The organism is Staphylococcus sp. GDY8P131P (assembly GCF_017891975.1).
GTDB lineage: Bacteria > Bacillota > Bacilli > Staphylococcales > Staphylococcaceae > Staphylococcus > Staphylococcus nepalensis.
Map to the genome: position 1 here is coordinate 155,682 of NZ_JAESKF010000004.1, position 20,160 is coordinate 175,841.

Consider the following 20,160-nt stretch of genomic DNA (forward strand, 5'->3'; position numbering starts at 1 on the left):
TTGGACGTACAACAAAGTTTAAAACAGATTAATGAGCAGTTAGAAATGCATTGTAAAAAAGGTAATATTTCAACATTGCCAGACGTGATAGCAGTGACAAAGTATGTTACAATAGAGCGAGCTAAGGATGCTTATAATGCAGGAATTAGACAGTTTGGTGAAAACCGTTTAGAAGGTTTTCAACAAAAAAAATCAGCTTTACCAGACGATGTTACCATGCATTTCATCGGTTCATTACAAACAAGAAAAGTAAAAGATGTCATCAACGAGATAGATTATTTCCATGCATTAGATCGTCTGAAATTAGCTAAAGAAATTAATAAAAGAGCAGAACATAGAGTGAAATGTTTTGTGCAAGTGAACGTTTCCGGAGAAACGTCTAAACAAGGTATTGCTTTAGATGAAGTTGAGACATTTATCAAGCGTTTAGAGCAATTTGAAAATATTGAAGTAATTGGTCTTATGACAATGGCACCATTTACGGATGATGCGCCGTATATTAAAAAATTATTTAAATTATTAAGAGCAAAAAGAGATGAAATTAAAGCGCTCAATTTAAATCATGCGCCGTGTACTGAGCTCTCGATGGGGATGAGTAACGACTTCCATTTAGCAGCTGAAGAAGGTGCGTCATTTGTGAGAATTGGGACTAAACTTGTAGGAAAAGAGGAGTGAGCCCCGTGGCTTTAAAAGATTTATTTAGTGGTTTTTTCGTAGTTGAAGAAGAAGATGACGATTTAAAAGCGCCACCAGAAGAAGAACAGAATCATCAACAAAATAAACAACAAGCACAGTCTCAGACAAATTATAATAACCAACAAACTGATAATACAGAAAGACAACGATTACAGTCCGTGCCCAAAAAACAACCAACAAGATTACAACAATCAACGAGTGAAAGGAAGTATCAGATGAATAACAGTGCACCTAAAAATAATACTAGGAACGTGGTGAACATGAATAATCAAGATCAAAACAATTATGACTTTGCCCAAGAAAGTTCTAAAATGTGTTTATTTGAACCACGTGTCTTTTCAGATACACAAGATATTGCAGATGAATTAAAAAATCGCAGAGCAACTTTAGTAAACTTGCAACGTATTGATAAAGTGTCTGCAAAAAGAATTATTGATTTTCTAAGTGGTACTGTTTATGCAATTGGTGGAGATATTCAACGTGTTGGCTCTGATATATTCTTATGTACGCCAGATAATGTTGAAGTTGCAGGAAGTATCACAGACCAGATTGAAAATATGGAATACCAAGGCGAATAGAGGTAAATAATAATGGATTTAAGTTTATTAGCAAATATATTTCAATTTATTTTATTCTTGGTTCAAATCTATTATTATGGAATGATTGTATATTTCTTTATGTCATGGCTACCGGGTGCACGTGAAAATAAATTCGGTCAATTTTTAACAAAAATATATGAACCGTTTTTAGAACCTTTCCGTAAGATTATCCCGCCAATTGGCATGATTGATATTTCATCCATTGTGGCGATTGTTGTTTTAGTTTTATTTAGAATGGGATTGGCAAATATTTTTAACTTTATAATCAATTCTTTAGCGTAATCTCTTCTATAAATGACTATTGAAACATAAGCGTTTTATGAAAACTAATGTATAAAATGAATGCCAAGCACCTAACGTTAAAAACGCGAGGTGCTTTATATTATATTTGGGGTGAAGTATCATCGATATTTATCAACATTTTAGAAAAGAAGAACATGAATTAATAGATCAACTTATAGATAAGTCTAAGCAAGCAAATGAACAATATGCTCCTGTTTTAACATCTTTTTTAGATCCACGCGGACAATATATTCTCAATGTGATTGTCGGCAGTTTTCAAGATTTAGAAGTTACTTTTTACGGTGGGCCTTTTGCAGAGAGGCAAAGAGCTATTATCGCACCAGAATATTTCCGACCAGAAGCTGAAGATTTTGAGATTAGTTTATTTGAAATCGATTATCCTCAAAAATTTGTTACGCTACAGCATCAACATATATTAGGTACTATTATGTCGTTAGGTATTGAAAGAGACCAACTAGGTGATATTTTGATAGACGATCGTATACAATTTACTTTGACAAAACAGTTGGAATCTTATATTATGTTAGAATTAAATAAAATCAAAGGCGCTACAGTCAAACTAAATGCTATACCTGTAAAAAATATGATACAATCAAAAGAGCATTGGCGCTCATTTGATACGACTGTGAGCGGTTTGCGATTAGATGTTGTATTAAAAGAAATTATTCGTAAATCTCGTTCTATTGGTAAACAGTTAATAGAGAAAAAGCGTGTCAAAGTCAATCATACCATTATTGATTCAGTTGATTTTCAATTAGATCAAGGCGATTTATTATCTGTTCAAGGGTATGGGCGAGCAATGATTACCGATATTGGTGGAAAAACAAAAAAAGATAAAATTCGTATTTCCTACAAAACTTTATTTAAATAAGTTATACTTATAGAACGTAAAATGAAATTATCTAATGAATAACAAATGAAAAATATGAAACCGAATGTATAAAAATTGAAATTTTGTTTATTATATTTAATGAAATACTAAAATAGTGTATTATAGAAGGAGGACACGGACGCATGGCTTTTACACCAAGTGAAATAAAAAACAAAACATTTACACGTGTGAAAACGGGTTTGGAACCAACTGAAGTTGAAAGTTATTTAGAACAACTTAGCAATGAAATTGAACGTTTAAAAGAAGATAAAGCACAATTAGAAAAAGTAATCGAAGATAAAGAAACGAATATTCAATCTTATAAAGATGTACATCAATCTGTGAGTGATGCTTTAATTCAAGCAAAACAAGCTGGAGAAGAAACAAAAGAAGCAGCAAACAAAGAAGCTGACGCAACAATTGCTAAAGCTAAGAGTGAAGCTGATCGCATTGTCAATGATGCAGTTGAAAAGGCACGTCGTCTTTCTTTCCAAACAGAGGATATGAAACGTCAATCAAAAATATTCAGATCCCGTTTTCGCATGTTAGTAGAAGCACAATTAGATTTACTCAAAAATGACGATTGGGATTATTTATTAAATTATGATCTTGATTCTGAACAAGTAACTCAAGAAAATATTAACCATTTAAACGAAAATGAATTAACTGATGAAGAAAAAGCTATGAAAGCAAGAGCAGAAGCCGATAGTACAGCAGAGGCAGATGCGCAAGCAACAGCTGATGGAACATCAAATGATAAAGAGAATAAATAATGAACAGCAGACGCGTAAGAAACAGTCAATATATCAAAGCGAGTTAGGGATAGTGTGAGCCTAATATATGTTTGTTTCTTACATCACTGGTGTTTTAACCAAATATAAGCAATGAGAGAACTCTAAGTTGAGTTAATCAGGGTGGTAACGCGGTGAATATCGTCCCTGTTAATTGAACTTAGAGTTCTTTTTATTGTTAAAAATAAATTTAGCCAGAATATTGTCATAAGGAGTGTAGGAAATGGATTATAAAGATACGTTATTAATGCCAAAAACGGAGTTTCCAATGCGTGGAGGTTTACCAAATAAAGAACCAAAAATCCAAGAAGAATGGGATGCTCAAAATATTTATCAAAAAGCACTAGAACAAAATAAAGGTAACGCACATTATATTTTACATGATGGTCCACCATACGCGAATGGAAGTTTACACATGGGGCATGCGCTAAATAAAATACTAAAAGATTTTATTACGCGTTATAAAACAATGCAAGGATTCTATACACCTTACGTTCCAGGTTGGGATACACATGGTCTACCAATTGAGCAAGCACTTACTAAAAAGGGTGTTAAACGTAAAGAGTTGTCAATTGCTGAATTCAGAAGAAAATGTGAAGCGTTCGCATTAGAACAAATTGAAAATCAGAAAAAAGATTTTAAACGACTTGGCGTTAAAGGTGATTTTGTGAATCCATATATCACATTAAAACCTGAATATGAGGCTGCTCAAATTCGTTTATTTGGTGAAATGGCGGACAAAGGTCTTATTTATAAAGGTAAAAAGCCAGTTTATTGGTCACCATCCAGTGAATCTTCACTAGCAGAAGCAGAAATTGAATATCAAGATAAGCGTTCACCCTCTATCTACGTGGCATTTGATGTTAAAGATGGCAAAGGTATTGTAGATGAAGATGCAAAATTTGTAATCTGGACTACAACACCATGGACATTACCATCCAATGTAGCAATCACAGTGCATCCAGATTTAGCTTATGGTCAATATAACGTAAATGGTGAAAAATACATTATCGGCAGAGATTTAGTAGCTAGTGTTGCTGAAGCGTTAGAGTGGGATGAAGATGCCATTGTATTAGAAAGAGAATTCACAGGGAAAGAACTAGAATACGTTGAAACGCAACATCCATTTGTTGATCGAGTTTCACTAGTGATAAACGGACAACACGTTACAACAGATGCTGGTACAGGATGTGTTCATACAGCGCCTGGCCACGGGGAAGATGACTTTGTTGTTGGACAAAAATATAATCTACCAGTTATTAGTCCTGTGGATGACAAAGGCGTATTTACTGAAGAAGCCGGACAATTTGAAGGTATGTTCTATGATAAAGCGAATAAAGAAATTACGGATCTCTTAAAAGAGAACGGTTCATTATTAAAATTAGAATTTATGACACATAGTTATCCTCATGATTGGCGTACTAAAAAACCTGTAATCTTCCGTGCAACGCCACAATGGTTTGCGTCTATTGATAAAGTACGTCAAGATATCTTAGATGCAATCGAAAATACGCACTTTAAAGTTGATTGGGGCAGAACGCGTATTTACAACATGGTAAGAGATCGTGGTGAATGGGTCATTTCACGTCAACGTGTTTGGGGCGTGCCATTACCGGTATTTTACGCAGAAAATGGCGACATCATTATGACTAAAGAAACAGTTAATCATGTTGCAGATTTATTCCAAGAACATGGTTCAAACGTCTGGTTTGAACGCGATGCAAAAGATTTATTACCTGAAGGATTTACACATCCAAGTAGCCCTAATGGTGAATTTACGAAAGAGACAGATATCATGGATGTTTGGTTTGACTCAGGTTCGTCACATCGCGGTGTATTAGAAGAACGTCCTGAACTATCTTATCCTGCAGATTTATATCTCGAAGGTAGTGACCAATATCGCGGTTGGTTTAACTCTTCAATTACAACTTCTGTTGCAACAAGAGGCATTTCACCATACAAAATGTTACTTTCTCACGGATTTGTTATGGATGGGGAAGGTAAAAAAATGAGTAAGTCATTAGGTAATGTTATTGTGCCTGACCAAATTGTGAAACAAAAAGGTGCAGATATCGCACGTCTTTGGGTAAGTAGTGTTGATTATTTATCAGATGTTCGTATTTCGGATGAAATCTTAAAACAAACGTCTGACGTATATCGTAAAGTTAGAAATACATTACGATTTATGTTAGGTAACTTAAATGATTATAATCCAGTAACGGATGCAATAGCTGAAGCAGATTTATTAGAAGTAGATAAATATTTATTAAATAGATTACGCGAATTTACTGCTCATACATTAGACAACTATGATAACTATGATTATTTAGATATTTATCAAGAATTACAAAACTTTATCAATGTTGAACTAAGTAATTTCTATTTAGATTATGGTAAAGATATTTTATATATCGAAGCGCAAAATGCACATAAACGTCGTAGTATGCAAACGGTGTTATACCAAATCGTAGTAGATATGACGAAATTATTAGCGCCTATTTTAGCGCATACATCTGAAGAAGTATGGTCTCATATTCCACACGTTGAGGAAGAAAGTGTTCATTTAAGCCGTATGCCAGAACGCGTAGAAGTAGACACCGAATTTATGGAAAAATGGAATACATTTATGAAATTACGTGATGATGTGAATCGTGCTTTAGAAGTTGCGCGTAATGAGAAAGTCATTGGAAAATCATTAGAAGCAAAAGTCATTATCGGCAATAACGATCAATTTGATGCTACATCATTCTTACAACAATTTTCTGACTTACAGCAATTGTTTATTACTTCTCAAGCAGAAGTAGTAGATAAAGTTGAAAATGGCGAATCATATCCATATGGAGATATCCGTATTGAACATGCACATGGTGAAAAATGTGAACGTTGTTGGAATTATAGTGAAGCATTAGGCGCTGTAGGCGAGTTAGATAATCTATGTCCACGTTGCCAAGCAGTAGTTAAAACACTTGTTTAAGTGTTATTCAAATAACATTTATTTTATAATATGTGAAATGAGGAATAGGATAGAAAACGCAGTGTTTAAAAAGGTTTCGATATGTTCCTAGCATAGATGCCTTGAAAGAAATATAGCTTGATATAAGCTTATTTTCATACCAAACAACTATTGCTAATAACAAAGATGAGTCTGAGACATTTCTTATGTTTCAGACTCTCTTTTTCGCTTATATAAGCATTTAACTAAAAATTTATCTAAACTGAAAAATTTTATTTTAAGTGAGCAAATTAAAATTTTTAATCTAGTGATTCGTATATAATAGAAACAATAAGCAATTAGAAAGGTGTTAAATATGTTCCATAACGAAAGTGCACATTTTGTAAATGGCATCTTATTAAATGTAAGAGATAAAGAAGAAATGAAGAAATTTTATGGTGATATCATTGGGCTGAATGTAGTCAATGAGTCATATTCTACCATGCAATATGAAATTGGTAATCTCAATCATTTTGTAACATTAAACCAGATTGATATGGGCAGAGAACCATTAATTTCAGAAGCTGGTTTATTTCATTTAGCCATTAAATTACCATCTAAAACAGATTTAGCTGACTTACTTGTACAATTGAGTGAATATAAAATACCAATCAATGGTGGAGAACACGACATTTCAACTTCATTATATTTGGAAGATACTGAAGGGAATGGCTTGGAGTTTTATGTAGATAATCCGATTGAAGATTGGTCTATTGAAAATGAAAAGGCAATTTTAGAAACCAAGCCATTAAATGTACCTAAATTATTAACACATGTATCAGATGATAAATGGCAAGGTATTCCTGATAAAAGCATCATAGGTTATATTAATTTAAAAACGGTTCGACTCAACAGAGTCAAACAATATTATAAAAACTATTTTGGTTTAGAACCATCATCTGAAGAAACGAATAGTGCTGTTTATTTAGCTTCAAATGGATATCATCAGCATCTTGTAGTTAATAATTGGTTATCAAGCATAAAAAGAATAGAAAATAACAGAACATATGGCTTAGCTTGCGTAGATTTTCATTTTCCAGAAACGACACATACATTATTAACTGGACCTGATGGTATTCAATTTAGATTTAATTATTATTCTGTGCTTTAAAATGAAAAATAGCACAAGAACGATTTTAAAAAGTTAGAACATTATTGAAACTGTAACTTTTTTTATAGGTTTGATTAGGATATAATGAGAGTTGTTATCAAAAGCGATCGCACGTAGAATAAATAGGAGGTACAGACATGAAACGTCAGTACTATATTGGTATTTCTTTATTTATAACAATCGTTATATTAATATTAGACCAAATCACAAAATACATCATTACTAAAACAATGCAAATTGGTGATTCATTTGAACTTATTCCTAATTTTTTGAACATCACCTCACATAGAAATAGTGGCGCAGCGTGGGGCATTTTAAGTGGTAAAATGGCATTTTTCTATATTATAACTGTAGTCATACTCATCGTGCTTATTGTTTTTTATATAAAAGAAGCGAAACATAATTTATTAATGCAAGTTGCTATAAGCTTATTGTTTGCTGGCGCTCTAGGCAACTTTATTGATCGTGTATTAAATGGTGAAGTTGTAGACTTCGTAGATACTTATATATTTAGTTATAATTTTCCAATATTTAACGTAGCTGATTCCAGTTTAACTATAGGCGTATTATTGATTATAATCGCTTTATTGAAAGATATGAAAACAGAAGAATAGGAGAGGTAATGTATGGAGATGCATGAGTTTAAAATAGAAAACGCTGTTAACGCAGGACAACGTATTGATAAAGTGTTGCCCGAATTTAACAATGAATGGTCACGGACCCAAATGCAAGATTGGATTAAAGAGGGGCTTGTTAAAGTTAATGATAAAGTAATTAAATCTAATTATAAAACAAAATTAAATGACCGCATTGTAGTCACTGAAAAAGAAGTAGTCGAAGCAGATATTAAACCAGAAAATTTAAATCTTGACATATATTATGAAGACAATGATGTAGCGGTTGTTTATAAACCTAAAGGTATGGTTGTTCACCCTTCAGCAGGGCATTATACGAATACATTAGTCAACGGTTTAATGTATCAAATGCAAAATTTATCAGATATTAATGGGGAGATACGCCCAGGTATCGTGCATCGTATTGATAAAGATACATCTGGCTTATTAATGGTAGCTAAAAATGATGTGGCACATCGCGGATTAGTAGAGCAATTGGTAGATAAATCAGTGACGCGTAAATACATTGCATTAGTTCACGGTAATATTCCACACGATTATGGTACTGTGGACGCACCGATTGGTAGAAATAAAAACGATCGTCAATCTATGGCAGTCGTGGACGATGGCAAAGACGCAATTACGCATTTTAATGTTCTCGAACATTTTAACAATTACACTTTAATCGAATGTCAATTAGAAACTGGTCGTACACACCAAATTCGTGTGCATATGAAATATATTGGCTACCCTTTAGTCGGCGATCCAAAATACGGTCAGAAGAAAACACTAGACATTGGTGGTCAAGCATTGCATGCTGCAGTAATTGGTTTTGAGCATCCTGTGACACAGGCATATATAGAAAAAAGTGCGCCATTACCAGATGATTTTGAACAGTTATTAAATGATATACGAAAATCAGATAATTAAATTAAAAATAAGATTTCTGTCCTCTCGGATTTGAAAAATGATGAATCGACCCCTTACTAAACGAATAGTGAGGGGTTTTTACTATAGTTATGCTATTTGGTTAACGGCAAAGCAGTCCATATATGGCCCGCTTAAAGTTTTTTTAATATAATTAAATATTTAAATTAACAAAAAGAAGGTGCATCTTCGAATAGTGCTTGCAACGATAGGTGATTCGTGATAATATAGTGACAGTTTAATAAAGAACGAACGTCTTTAAATGAAAGTCCAGAGAGGCTTCGAAGGCATGTAATGAAAATAGAATATACAAACAAAAATTTTAGTAAGTTAATTGCTAAAAATTCTCGTAGTCTACGAAATAACACGATAAAAGCATAACAGTAGATTGACACCATGTTATGCAGGAGAAATCATCTAAACGCACAGATACGTCTCTTGATACTTTGTTTGTAATATTTTATTAGTTAACCTCATGTCTTCTAAAGATATGAGGTTTTTTATATTATTAAGATTAAGGTAGGTGCCTAAAAATGTCAGAACGCGTTATCATGGATGAATCAGCCATTCAAAGAACAATTACACGTATCGCTCATGAAATTTTAGAATATAATAAAGGTACTGATCATTTGATTTTACTAGGTATTAAAACAAGAGGTGCGTTTCTAGCACATCGTATACAGCAAAAAATTGAACAAATTGAGGAGATAACCGTGCCAACTGGTACGATTGACGTCACTCAATTTAGAGATGATCTTGAGCAAACGACAGAACAGGCAAACGAAAAAACATACGAAATCGACGTCAGCCTTACAAATCAAGTCGTGATCATTGTTGATGATGTTTTATACACAGGACGTACAGTAAGAGCCTCATTAGATGCAATATTGCAGTACGCGAGACCTAAAAAGATTGGGCTTGCCACGCTTATTGATCGAGGGCATAGAGAATTGCCTATACGCGCAGATTTTGTTGGGAAAAATATCCCTACTGCTAGAGAAGAAGCTGTTTCGGTTTTTCTTAGTGAAATTGATAGCCGAAATGCAGTAGTAATTGAATAATTTAAAACCTTTTAATTCAGTACGAGAGACTGAAAAAGGGAGGGAATCCTGTGGTAATCTATGATAGTGAAATAAAATAATTAACCACATGAGATACTATAGCGATAAAGCACACGCTATAACATTCTCTTCATACCATTTGATTGGATGTTTAAGTATACGCATATGACAAACTACTTAAGTAGTTTGAAGTGTGAGGTACTTTAGTTCAAGGCAGAGGGTAGATACTTTTTAGTCTCTTTACATGAATATAATGTAAAGAGATTTTTTTATGAGAGGAAGCGTAAAAACATGGAGAACGAAACAATGTTCGAACGAACAGCCAAACCAGTACTAGATGTACGAGAACGACCTAAATTAGGACAATGGGCATTTTTAAGTACACAGCACTTATTTGCAATGTTCGGTTCAACAGTATTAGTACCGTTTTTAACAGGATTACCTATATCTTCTGCATTATTAGCATCTGGTATAGGAACCTTACTATATATTTTGATTACAAAAGCGAAAATACCAGCCTATTTAGGATCAAGCTTTGCGTTTATCACACCGATTATTACTGGTTTGAATTCGCATAGCCTTGGAGACATGTTAATGGCATTATTTATGAGCGGCGTTATGTATGTGCTTATAGGGTTAGCAATTAGATTAAGTGGGACGGGGTGGCTTATGCACTTGTTGCCACCAGTTGTAGTAGGACCAGTAATTATGGTCATTGGCTTGAGTCTTGCACCAACCGCAGTTAATATGGCTATGTTTGAAAACTCTGGAGAGATGAAAGGTTATAACTTAAGTTATTTAGTGGTAGCGATGATTACTTTGTTTGTTACTATTATTGTCCAAGGTTACTTTAAAGGTTTCTTGTCTTTGATACCGGTATTGATAGGAATCATAACGGGATATGTGGTATCGATATTTATGGGACTTGTTAATTTTAAGCCCGTAGCTGAAGCGAAATGGTTACAATTTCCAGAAGTATATTTGCCATTTAAAGATTATACACCGTCGATACATCTTGGATTGATACTTGTCTTAATACCGATTGTTTTTGTAACTGTAAGTGAACATATTGGACATCAAATGGTTATTAATAAAATAGTAGGACGAAATTTCTTTAAAGATCCTGGATTAGATAAATCGATTATTGGTGACGGTGTGTCAACGATATTTGCAAGTATCATAGGTGGCCCCCCGAGTACTACTTACGGTGAAAATATTGGTGTTTTAGCAATCACAAAGATTTACAGTATATACGTAATTGGAGGGGCTGCAGTGATAGCAATTATCCTCGGTTTTGTTGGAAAATTTACAGCGCTCGTTTCGTCTATACCAACACCTGTTATGGGAGGCGTATCAATATTACTTTTCGGTATCATTGCAGCAAGTGGTTTGAGGATGTTAGTAGAAAGTGAAGTAGATTTTGCAAGTAACCGAAACCTTGTTATTGCATCAGTCATATTGGTTATCGGGATAGGTAATTTGGTCTTTAACTTAAATGGCGTAGGTATCAACTTAGAAATCGAAGGTATGGCCTTAGCAGCATTAGCAGGTATCATATTAAATTTAATTTTACCCAAAGCATCTGCAACGATTAAATAAACAAGTATTTCATTATTAGGAGGCTGGAAAAATGGATAATTTACTATCAATGGAACATCTAACTACAAATGAGATTTATGAACTAATAGAAATCGCGAGCGGTATTAAAAGTGGTAACTTTAAGCCACATAGATATGAAGATAAGTTCGTAGCAAATTTATTTTTCGAAAATTCAACACGAACAAAAAGTAGTTTCTTAGTAGCAGAACAAAAATTAGGATTGAAGTTAATTGATTTTGAAACGAGCACTTCTTCTGTTCAAAAAGGTGAAAGTTTATATGATACATGTAAAACGCTAGAACAGGTCGGTGCAGATGTTCTTGTAATTAGACATTCAAATACCACATACTATAATGAATTAAATTCACTGAACTTGCCGATTATCAATGCAGGTGATGGGAGTGGCCAACACCCAACACAAAGTTTATTAGATCTCATGACAATTTACGAAGAATATAAAACTTTTAAAGGTTTAAATGTATTGATATGCGGAGACATTAAAAATTCTCGTGTAGCAAGAAGTAATTATCAAAGCTTGACTGCGCTTGGTGCAAATGTAATGTTCTCAAGCCCTGAAACATGGAGAGACGAAACTTTAGAAGCACCATATGTAGATATTGATCAAAAAATTGAAGATATAGACATTGTCATGTTGTTAAGAGTGCAACATGAAAGACATGATGATGGTGAGGTAGCTGATTTTGAAAACCAAAACTACCATCAAAATTACGGATTGACTAAGCAACGCTATAATCGCTTAAAATCCTCAGCCATCGTCATGCACCCTGCACCTGTCAATCGCGGTGTAGAAATTGACGATTGCTTGGTTGAAGCAGATAAGTCACGTATATTTAAACAAATGGAAAACGGTATGTACACGCGTATGGCTGTTATTGAATACATTTTACAAGCGAAAGGGGCAAAATTAAATGAAATTGCTAACTAATACAAAAATACTACAAGAGGGTGAACTTAAATCAGCCTCTATATTAATTGAAGGTAAATACATCAAGAAAATTGCACCACAAATTGAGGTAGACAATAATATCGAAATCATTGATGTACATGGACAATTTGTATCCCCTGGCCTGGTTGATGTACACGTTCATTTAAGAGAGCCAGGCGGAGAACATAAAGAAACCATTGTTACCGGTACTAAAGCAGCAGCAAGAGGGGGTTTTACTACTATATGCCCAATGCCTAACACACGTCCTGTACCTGATTCTGTAGAGAATTTAGAACATTTAAATCAATTAATTGAAAAAAATGCACAGGTAAGAGTCTTGCCTTACAGTGCTATTACTGTAAGACAAGCTGGCGAATCACATGTTGATTTTAAAGCGTTAGCAGATCAAAATACGTTCGCATTTACAGATGATGGCGTAGGTGTACAACAAGCTAATATGATGTATGAAGCAATGCAACAAGCAGCTAAAGTGAATAAGGCGGTCGTTGCACATTGTGAAGATAACAGCTTGATATATGGCGGCGCTATGCATGAAGGAGAGCGAAGTAAAGCATTGGGTATACCTGGTATTCCTAATATATGTGAAGCAGTACAAATTGCGAGAGATGTATTATTAGCAGAAGCAGCTGGCGCGCATTACCATGTGTGTCATGTATCAACTAAAGAAAGTGTCAGAACGATTAGGGATGCTAAAAAAGCAGGTATTCATGTTACTGCTGAAGTTACACCACACCATTTATTACTAACAGAAGATGATGTGCCAGGAGACGATGCAATTTATAAAATGAATCCACCATTAAGAAGCCAAGAAGACAAAGCAGCGTTAATTGAAGGATTATTAGATGGAACAATAGATTGTATTGCGACAGACCACGCACCACATGCAGAAGCAGAAAAAGCACAACCAATGACTAAAGCACCATTTGGTATCGTAGGTAGCGAAACTGCATTTCCATTATTATATACACATTTTGTGAAAAATGGTGATTGGTCATTACAACAACTTGTTGACTATTTAACAATTAAACCATCCAAGACGTTTGGTTTACCATATGGCAATTTAGAAGAAGGTGGTTTAGCTGACCTCACTGTCATTAATTTAGATGAAGAAAGAGAAATTAAAGCAGAAGACTTCGCTTCTAAAGGCAAAAACACACCTTTTATAGGTGAGAAAGTATATGGAACTCCTATATTAACAATAGTAGAAGGGGAAGTTAAATTTAAGGAGGAAAAGTAATGTTGCAAAAACGCTATTTAGTTCTAGAAGACGGTTCATATTATGAAGGTTACGCATTAGGGTCAAATAAATTAACAAAAGGTGAGATTGTGTTTAATACAGCTATGACAGGCTATCAAGAAACAATTTCAGATCCTTCCTATACTGGACAAATTATTACATTCACGTACCCTTTAATAGGAAATTATGGTATTAATAGAGATGATTTTGAATCATTAATACCAACATTAAACGGTGTAGTCGTTAAAGAAGCATGTGATTATCCAAGTCATTTTCGTAAGCAAAAAACATTAAACGATGTATTAATAGAATATGAAATACCCGGAATTTCAGGTGTAGATACGCGTAGTATTACCCGTAAAATTAGAAACTATGGCGTTTTAAAAGCAACGTTTACTGATAATAAGGAAGATATACAAAGGCTGACAGAGGATTTGAAAGTGATAGAATTACCAAGAGACGAAGTGAAAGCAGTCTCTACTAAAACGCCATATGTATCAACTGGTTATGATTTGAGCGTTGTGCTTGTAGATTTTGGAAAGAAACAAAACATTGTTAGAGAGCTTAATTCACGAGGTTGCAATGTGATAGTTGTACCTTATAATACAACAGCCGAAGAAATCATTAGAATGTCGCCGGATGGCATTATGTTATCTAACGGACCAGGGAACCCTGAAGAAATAGAGGTGGCAATTGAAATGCTGAAAGGCATTTTAGGAAAAATGCCTTTCTTCGGCATCTGCTTAGGTCACCAAATATTTGCACTTTCTCAGGGAGCGAGCGCTTTTAAAATGAAATTTGGACATAGAGGGGCCAATCACCCAGTCAAAGATTTAAAGAGTGGCAAAGTGGCATTAACGAGCCAAAATCATGGCTATGCAATCGATAAAGATTCATTGGTAAACACAGAGTTAGAGATAACACATATTGCAATTAATGATGGCACTATTGAAGGTTTGAAACATAAATCGTTGCCGGCATTTTCAGTACAATACCATCCCGAAGCCGCGCCAGGACCGACCGATTCCAATTATTTGTTTGATGAGTTTATTGAAATGATGCATTATTTTAAAACAAAGGAGTTTTTGACAAATGCCTAAACGTAACGATATAAAGACAATTTTAGTTATTGGATCAGGGCCTATTATCATCGGTCAAGCAGCAGAATTTGACTACGCAGGTACGCAAGCTTGTTTAGCATTACGCGAGGAAGGTTATCGTGTTATCTTAGTGAACTCAAATCCAGCTACAATTATGACAGACAATGAAATTGCGGACAAAGTTTATATTGAGCCATTAACGCATGATTTTATCACACGTATTATTCGTAAAGAACAGCCAGACGCGTTACTACCTACACTAGGGGGACAAACTGGGCTCAATATGGCTATAGAATTACATGAGAGTGGTGTTTTAGAAGACAACCATGTTCAATTATTAGGTACTAAATTAGAGTCCATTCAACAAGCAGAAGATAGAGAATTATTTAGAAACTTGATGAATGATTTGGATGTGCCTGTACCAGAAAGTGATATTGTCAATACATTAGCGCAAGCATTCCAATTTAAAGAAGCAGTAGGTTACCCGTTAATTGTTAGACCTGCGTTTACTATGGGGGGCACAGGCGGAGGTATTTGTTATAACGATGAAGAATTTAAAGAAGTCGTTTCAAATGGCTTACATTATAGCCCTGCGACACAATGTTTAATTGAAAAATCAATTGCTGGTTTCAAAGAAATTGAATATGAAGTGATGCGTGACAAAAATGGTAATGCAATGGTTGTATGTAATATGGAAAATATCGATCCGGTGGGTATACATACTGGTGATTCAATCGTGGTCGCACCAAGCCAAACGCTGTCAGATGTTGAATACCAAATGTTGCGAGATGTCTCATTAAAAGTAATACGTGCTTTAGGCATTGAAGGTGGTTGTAATGTACAACTGGCATTAGATCCACACTCGATGAAGTATTACATCATAGAAGTGAACCCGCGTGTTTCCCGTTCATCAGCTTTAGCTTCTAAAGCGACAGGTTATCCCATTGCTAAGCTAGCTGCAAAAATTGCTGTTGGTTTATCATTAGATGAAATGTTAAACCCTATTACCAAAACATCATATGCAGCATTTGAACCTGCGTTAGATTATGTTGTTACTAAAATTCCACGTTTTCCATTTGATAAATTTGAAAAGGGCGAGCGTGTTTTAGGGACGCAAATGAAAGCAACTGGTGAAGTGATGGCCATTGGTAGAACGTATGAAGAATCATTATTAAAAGCGATTCGTTCGCTAGAATACGGTGTCCATCACTTAGGTTTGCCCAATGGCGCATCTTATGATTTAGAATATATCAAATCACGTATTAAAGACCAAGATGATGAACGGCTATTCTTTATAGGCGAAGCGATACGTCGTGGCACAACATTAGAAGAGATACATGAATTGACTAAGATTGATTATTTCTTTTTAAATAAATTTTTACACATTATCCAAATCGAACATGGTTTAAAAGCGCATAAAGGCGATGTTGACTACTTAGCATGTGCTAAGCGTTATGGATTTAGTGATCGCGTCATCGCACACCGTTTTGATATGACAGAACCAGAAGTTTATGAATTAAGAAAACAATATAGCATAACCCCTGTCTATAAAATGGTAGATACGTGCGCAGCAGAATTTGAGTCAGCGACACCTTATTATTATGGTACGTATGAAACAGAAAATGAATCTATAATAACTGACAAAGAGAAAATATTAGTTTTAGGTTCAGGACCAATCAGAATTGGCCAAGGTGTTGAATTTGATTATGCAACGGTACATGCTGTATGGGCGATTCAACAAGCTGGTTATGAAGCAATTATCGTCAATAATAACCCTGAAACTGTATCTACAGATTTTTCCATTTCAGATAAATTGTACTTCGAACCTTTAACAGAAGAAGACGTAATGAATATTATTGATTTAGAACAACCTAAAGGGGTAGTCGTTCAATTTGGCGGTCAAACAGCAATCAATTTAGCAGATAAACTTGCAAAACATCAAGTTAACATCCTTGGGACATCATTAGAAGATTTAAACAGAGCTGAAGACCGTAAAGAATTTGAAGCATTGTTGCATACAATTGGTGTACCACAACCGAATGGTAAGACAACAACATCGCCTGGAGAAGCACTGGAAAATGCGAGACACATTGGTTATCCAGTGGTGGTTAGACCATCTTATGTATTAGGTGGGCGCGCGATGGAAATCGTGAATAGTGATACAGAATTAGAAAACTATATGAATCAAGCAGTTAAAGCCAGTCCAGATCATCCCGTATTAGTAGATCGGTACCTCACAGGAAAAGAAATCGAAGTAGACGCTATATCAGATGGCGAGACAGTGATTATCCCTGGCATAATGGAACATATAGAGCGAGCTGGTGTACATTCAGGTGATTCGATAGCAGTTTACCCACCTCAATCGTTGACACAAGCAGAAATCACAACATTGGAAGACTTTACGATTCGATTAGCTAAAGGATTAAATATTGTTGGGTTAATTAATATTCAATTTGTTATTGCACATGATGGTGTATATGTCTTAGAAGTTAATCCACGTGCGAGTCGTACAGTACCATTTTTAAGTAAAATTACAAATATACAAATGGCGCAGTTGGCTATGAAAGCCATTATAGGTACAAACTTAGCTTCGCTTGGTTATAAAGAAGGTATCCAACCCTATGCTGAAGGTGTCTTTGTTAAAGTGCCGGTATTTAGCTTTAATAAATTGAAAAATGTTGATATCACATTAGGGCCTGAAATGAAGTCAACTGGAGAAGTAATGGGCAAAGACCAAACTATGGAAAAAGCGTTATATAAAGGGCTAACAGCAAGCGGTATGGAAGTTAAAGATTGTGGTACTGTATTGATGACTGTCAGTGATAAAGATAAAAACGAAATTGTAAATGTTGCTGCTCGTTTGAAAGAAGTTGGTTACAACGTATTAGCCACAGAAGGTACAGCTAAAACATTACAAGATTATCATATTAACGCTGAAACTGTTGGTAAAATCGGTGGAGAGAATGATTTGTTAACTCAAATTCAAAATAACAATGTACAAATTGTGATTAATACCATGACAAAAGGTAAAGCGGTTGAGCGCGATGGTTTCCAAATCAGACGTGCTTCAGTAGAAAATGGTGTGCCTTGTTTAACATCACTAGACACAGCAGAAGCTTTGACCAGTGTAATAGAAAGTATGACTTTTACAATGAAAAATATGTAAATAAATCATTTATAAGCTAAGGACTCGAGCTTTGATATTATTAATATCTTAAACTCGGCTTTGGCACATGATATAAAAAAAGGAAGTGCGAGGCGTTAGATATGCAAAATAATTTACCTATCATTGCTTTAGATTTTGATTCTATAGAAACGGTTGAACAGTTTTTAGATCAATTTGATGAACCTTTATTCGTTAAAGTAGGCATGGAACTATTTTATCAAACTGGACCTTCCTTAATAGCATCAATTAAGGAACGGGGGCATCGCATTTTTCTAGATTTAAAATTACATGATATTCCCAATACAGTAAGTAAAGCAATGGAAGGTTTAAGTAAATTAGATGTTGATTTGGTCAATGTGCATGCAGCAGGTGGTTCAGAAATGATGAAACGTGCTTTAGAAGGCATTAGAAAATATAATCAACATACGAAAATTGTGGCTGTCACACAATTAACATCCACTACCGAAGCCATGTTGAACAATGAACAAAATATTCAAAGTACAATAGATGAAGCGGTACTTAATTATGCCAATTTGGCTAAGTCAGCGGGTCTAGATGGCGTTGTATGCTCGCCACTTGAAGCTGAATTGTTAACGCGTGAATTAGGAGATGATTTCTTAAAAGTCACACCAGGCATTAGGCCAGAAAATGCTACATCAGATGACCAACACAGAATCACTACACCAGAAAAAGCGAGTGCCTTAGGTTCTACCCATATTGTTGTCGGACGTCCAATTACTAAGAGTCAAACGCCGGTGACGAGTTACCAAAATATTAAAGAAAGTTGGTTTAAATCACATGACTAAAACAATTGCAAAATCATTATTAGACATAGAGGCAGTATCATTGTCTCCTAACAATCCATTTACGTGGAGTTCAGGTATTAAATCGCCTATTTATTGTGATAATCGAGTGACGTTAGGTTATCCAACTGTACGCCGACATATTAGAGATGGTTTGCGTGATTTAATTGAGTCTCATTTTGAAAATGTAGATATTGTATCTGGTACAGCAACAGCTGGTATACCGCATGCAGCTTATGTATCTGAAGTAATGGACTTACCAATGAACTATGTTAGATCAAAAAGTAAAAGTCACGGAAAACAAAATCAAATCGAAGGCGCAATAAGTCACGGTAAAAATGTGGTAGTTGTAGAAGATCTAATTTCAACCGGTGGATCTTCAATCACTGCAGTGGATGCTTTAAAAGCTGCAGGCGCAAATGTATTGGGCGTCGTGGCGATTTTTACATATGGTTTAAAAAAAGCTGAAACCTTATTTGAACAAGTCAATATACCATTTTATACTTTAAGCGATTATAATGAACTTATTGAAGTAGCTAGGGAAAATGGAGAAATTTCTGAAAATGATATTAGTACATTAGTTGATTGGAGAGATAACTTGTCATAATATATTAAATGGAGGGGATGTTATGACAGAAGACCCAAATGTAGCATATAATCATTTTGCGCATTTAAATAAGTTTCTTAAAAAATCAGAAGATTATAGACATCAATCAACTTCAGAAGATGAAAATAAAGGGTTATTAAATACTACTGAATCAGATATTTATAAAAAATCAAAATCAAACATTAAGCAAAAAGGTCATATCAAATAGTATGATTACCTTGTGATTGCGTGTAATTAAACTTGAAATGACGATATATGTTTTTATCCTATGGAAGGCTGGGCAGTAATGGCCCATGCTCAAAATAGAACTGAGGCCGGGGCATAATTATGCCTCGGCCTCAAACATCATATAGGTGTCTGTAATGAAAAGTTTTATAACAAGCATTTAAAATCACTATACCTTCTAGAAATTAATTCTCGACGAGGGGTTATGATAGCGTATCGTGCAATTGAGTGGAAAATGCAACTTGTGGGTGACATAATCTAACTCATTTTTAAATGAAATGGTTCAGTAGTGTCAAAATTAAGCAAGCGCAATAAAGAAATCAAAATTTAATTAAAACGTCTCTATTATTTTTTTAATCATATATAAACCTTGTTAACTTTTTTGGTTGATGCGTTTGAAAAGTTTTCAAAAAATAAAAAATGCAATATGCTATAGTTAATACATCAACGAATCATAATTTTTATAATAATAAAACCGATAATCAAAACTA

At 34.6% G+C, this 20,160-nt stretch carries 18 protein-coding genes; all 18 read left to right on the plus strand.

Annotated features, from left to right (window positions below):
* The 18 genes from KA894_RS05000 to KA894_RS05085 all read left to right on the plus strand — a co-directional run bounded on the left by KA894_RS05000 (position 1) and on the right by KA894_RS05085 (position 19,652).
* Positions 1-675: a YggS family pyridoxal phosphate-dependent enzyme gene (locus tag KA894_RS05000; protein ID WP_119487925.1), complete on the plus strand. Its 675-nt coding sequence runs from the start codon at positions 1-3 to the stop codon at positions 673-675.
* 5 nt (positions 676-680) lie between these two features.
* The gene (locus tag KA894_RS05005; protein WP_119487924.1) at positions 681-1,274 is read left to right on the plus strand and encodes a cell division protein SepF; all 594 of its coding nucleotides are present in this window, start codon (positions 681-683) and stop codon (positions 1,272-1,274) included.
* 12 nt (positions 1,275-1,286) lie between these two features.
* Positions 1,287-1,577, plus strand: coding sequence for a YggT family protein (locus KA894_RS05010; protein ID WP_096810333.1), 291 nt, complete (start codon positions 1,287-1,289; stop codon positions 1,575-1,577).
* A gap of 118 nt (positions 1,578-1,695) precedes the next feature.
* Positions 1,696-2,469, plus strand: a complete 774-nt coding sequence (locus tag KA894_RS05015) for a YlmH family RNA-binding protein (protein WP_115342225.1) — start codon at positions 1,696-1,698, stop codon at positions 2,467-2,469.
* A gap of 143 nt (positions 2,470-2,612) precedes the next feature.
* Positions 2,613-3,242, plus strand: a complete 630-nt coding sequence (locus KA894_RS05020; protein WP_119487923.1) for a DivIVA domain-containing protein — start codon at positions 2,613-2,615, stop codon at positions 3,240-3,242.
* A gap of 241 nt (positions 3,243-3,483) precedes the next feature.
* Positions 3,484-6,234: an isoleucine--tRNA ligase gene (gene ileS / locus KA894_RS05025; protein ID WP_096810330.1), complete on the plus strand. Its 2,751-nt coding sequence runs from the start codon at positions 3,484-3,486 to the stop codon at positions 6,232-6,234.
* Positions 6,235-6,568: 334 nt separating this feature from the next.
* The gene (locus KA894_RS05030) at positions 6,569-7,363 is read left to right on the plus strand and encodes a VOC family protein (protein WP_096810329.1); all 795 of its coding nucleotides are present in this window, start codon (positions 6,569-6,571) and stop codon (positions 7,361-7,363) included.
* Positions 7,364-7,500: 137 nt separating this feature from the next.
* The gene (lspA, locus tag KA894_RS05035) at positions 7,501-7,977 is read left to right on the plus strand and encodes a signal peptidase II (protein ID WP_096810328.1); all 477 of its coding nucleotides are present in this window, start codon (positions 7,501-7,503) and stop codon (positions 7,975-7,977) included.
* A 12-nt stretch (positions 7,978-7,989) separates the two neighbouring features.
* A complete protein-coding gene (locus KA894_RS05040; RefSeq protein ID WP_115342224.1) occupies positions 7,990-8,907 on the plus strand; it encodes an RluA family pseudouridine synthase in 918 nt (305 codons plus the stop codon).
* 530 nt (positions 8,908-9,437) lie between these two features.
* Complete coding sequence (gene pyrR, locus KA894_RS05045; protein ID WP_107644081.1) at positions 9,438-9,965, plus strand: bifunctional pyr operon transcriptional regulator/uracil phosphoribosyltransferase PyrR; 528 nt, start codon at positions 9,438-9,440, stop codon at positions 9,963-9,965.
* Between the two features lie 291 nt (positions 9,966-10,256).
* A complete protein-coding gene (locus KA894_RS05050; RefSeq protein ID WP_115342223.1) occupies positions 10,257-11,564 on the plus strand; it encodes a uracil-xanthine permease family protein in 1,308 nt (435 codons plus the stop codon).
* A gap of 31 nt (positions 11,565-11,595) precedes the next feature.
* A complete protein-coding gene (locus tag KA894_RS05055) occupies positions 11,596-12,510 on the plus strand; it encodes an aspartate carbamoyltransferase catalytic subunit (protein ID WP_096810324.1) in 915 nt (304 codons plus the stop codon).
* The gene (locus KA894_RS05060; protein ID WP_115342222.1) at positions 12,494-13,768 is read left to right on the plus strand and encodes a dihydroorotase; all 1,275 of its coding nucleotides are present in this window, start codon (positions 12,494-12,496) and stop codon (positions 13,766-13,768) included. The genes KA894_RS05055 and KA894_RS05060 overlap by 17 nt, the downstream gene beginning before the upstream one ends.
* A complete protein-coding gene (locus tag KA894_RS05065; protein ID WP_115342221.1) occupies positions 13,768-14,868 on the plus strand; it encodes a carbamoyl phosphate synthase small subunit in 1,101 nt (366 codons plus the stop codon). Before KA894_RS05060 ends, KA894_RS05065 begins: the two co-directional genes overlap by 1 nt.
* Positions 14,861-18,034: a carbamoyl-phosphate synthase large subunit gene (gene carB, locus KA894_RS05070; protein WP_119487922.1), complete on the plus strand. Its 3,174-nt coding sequence runs from the start codon at positions 14,861-14,863 to the stop codon at positions 18,032-18,034. Before KA894_RS05065 ends, carB begins: the two co-directional genes overlap by 8 nt.
* Before the next feature lie 101 nt (positions 18,035-18,135).
* On the plus strand, positions 18,136-18,840 hold the full coding sequence (gene pyrF, locus KA894_RS05075) for an orotidine-5'-phosphate decarboxylase (protein WP_096810320.1): 705 nt from the start codon (positions 18,136-18,138) through the stop codon (positions 18,838-18,840).
* Positions 18,833-19,444 (plus strand): orotate phosphoribosyltransferase, encoded by a 612-nt coding sequence (pyrE, locus tag KA894_RS05080; RefSeq protein ID WP_103372934.1) that lies wholly within the window; start codon positions 18,833-18,835, stop codon positions 19,442-19,444. Before pyrF ends, pyrE begins: the two co-directional genes overlap by 8 nt.
* 22 nt (positions 19,445-19,466) lie before the next feature.
* The gene (locus tag KA894_RS05085; RefSeq protein ID WP_096810318.1) at positions 19,467-19,652 is read left to right on the plus strand and encodes a hypothetical protein; all 186 of its coding nucleotides are present in this window, start codon (positions 19,467-19,469) and stop codon (positions 19,650-19,652) included.
* Positions 19,653-20,160 lie beyond the last annotated feature (508 nt).

What these genes read in the sequence shown, in the direction of transcription:
- KA894_RS05030 (WP_096810329.1), top strand. Translation starts at nt 6,569, where the DNA reads ATGTTCCATAACGAAAGTGCACATTTTGTAAATGGCATCTTATTAAAT.
- ileS (WP_096810330.1), top strand. Translation starts at nt 3,484, where the DNA reads ATGGATTATAAAGATACGTTATTAATGCCAAAAACGGAGTTTCCAATG.
- lspA (WP_096810328.1), top strand. Translation starts at nt 7,501, where the DNA reads ATGAAACGTCAGTACTATATTGGTATTTCTTTATTTATAACAATCGTT.
- carB (WP_119487922.1), top strand. Translation starts at nt 14,861, where the DNA reads ATGCCTAAACGTAACGATATAAAGACAATTTTAGTTATTGGATCAGGG.
- KA894_RS05050 (WP_115342223.1), top strand. Translation starts at nt 10,257, where the DNA reads ATGGAGAACGAAACAATGTTCGAACGAACAGCCAAACCAGTACTAGAT.
- KA894_RS05020 (WP_119487923.1), top strand. Translation starts at nt 2,613, where the DNA reads ATGGCTTTTACACCAAGTGAAATAAAAAACAAAACATTTACACGTGTG.
- pyrR (WP_107644081.1), top strand. Translation starts at nt 9,438, where the DNA reads ATGTCAGAACGCGTTATCATGGATGAATCAGCCATTCAAAGAACAATT.
- pyrF (WP_096810320.1), top strand. Translation starts at nt 18,136, where the DNA reads ATGCAAAATAATTTACCTATCATTGCTTTAGATTTTGATTCTATAGAA.
- KA894_RS05010 (WP_096810333.1), top strand. Translation starts at nt 1,287, where the DNA reads ATGGATTTAAGTTTATTAGCAAATATATTTCAATTTATTTTATTCTTG.
- KA894_RS05085 (WP_096810318.1), top strand. Translation starts at nt 19,467, where the DNA reads ATGACAGAAGACCCAAATGTAGCATATAATCATTTTGCGCATTTAAAT.
- KA894_RS05055 (WP_096810324.1), top strand. Translation starts at nt 11,596, where the DNA reads ATGGATAATTTACTATCAATGGAACATCTAACTACAAATGAGATTTAT.
- pyrE (WP_103372934.1), top strand. Translation starts at nt 18,833, where the DNA reads ATGACTAAAACAATTGCAAAATCATTATTAGACATAGAGGCAGTATCA.
- KA894_RS05065 (WP_115342221.1), top strand. Translation starts at nt 13,768, where the DNA reads ATGTTGCAAAAACGCTATTTAGTTCTAGAAGACGGTTCATATTATGAA.
- KA894_RS05040 (WP_115342224.1), top strand. Translation starts at nt 7,990, where the DNA reads ATGGAGATGCATGAGTTTAAAATAGAAAACGCTGTTAACGCAGGACAA.
- KA894_RS05060 (WP_115342222.1), top strand. Translation starts at nt 12,494, where the DNA reads ATGAAATTGCTAACTAATACAAAAATACTACAAGAGGGTGAACTTAAA.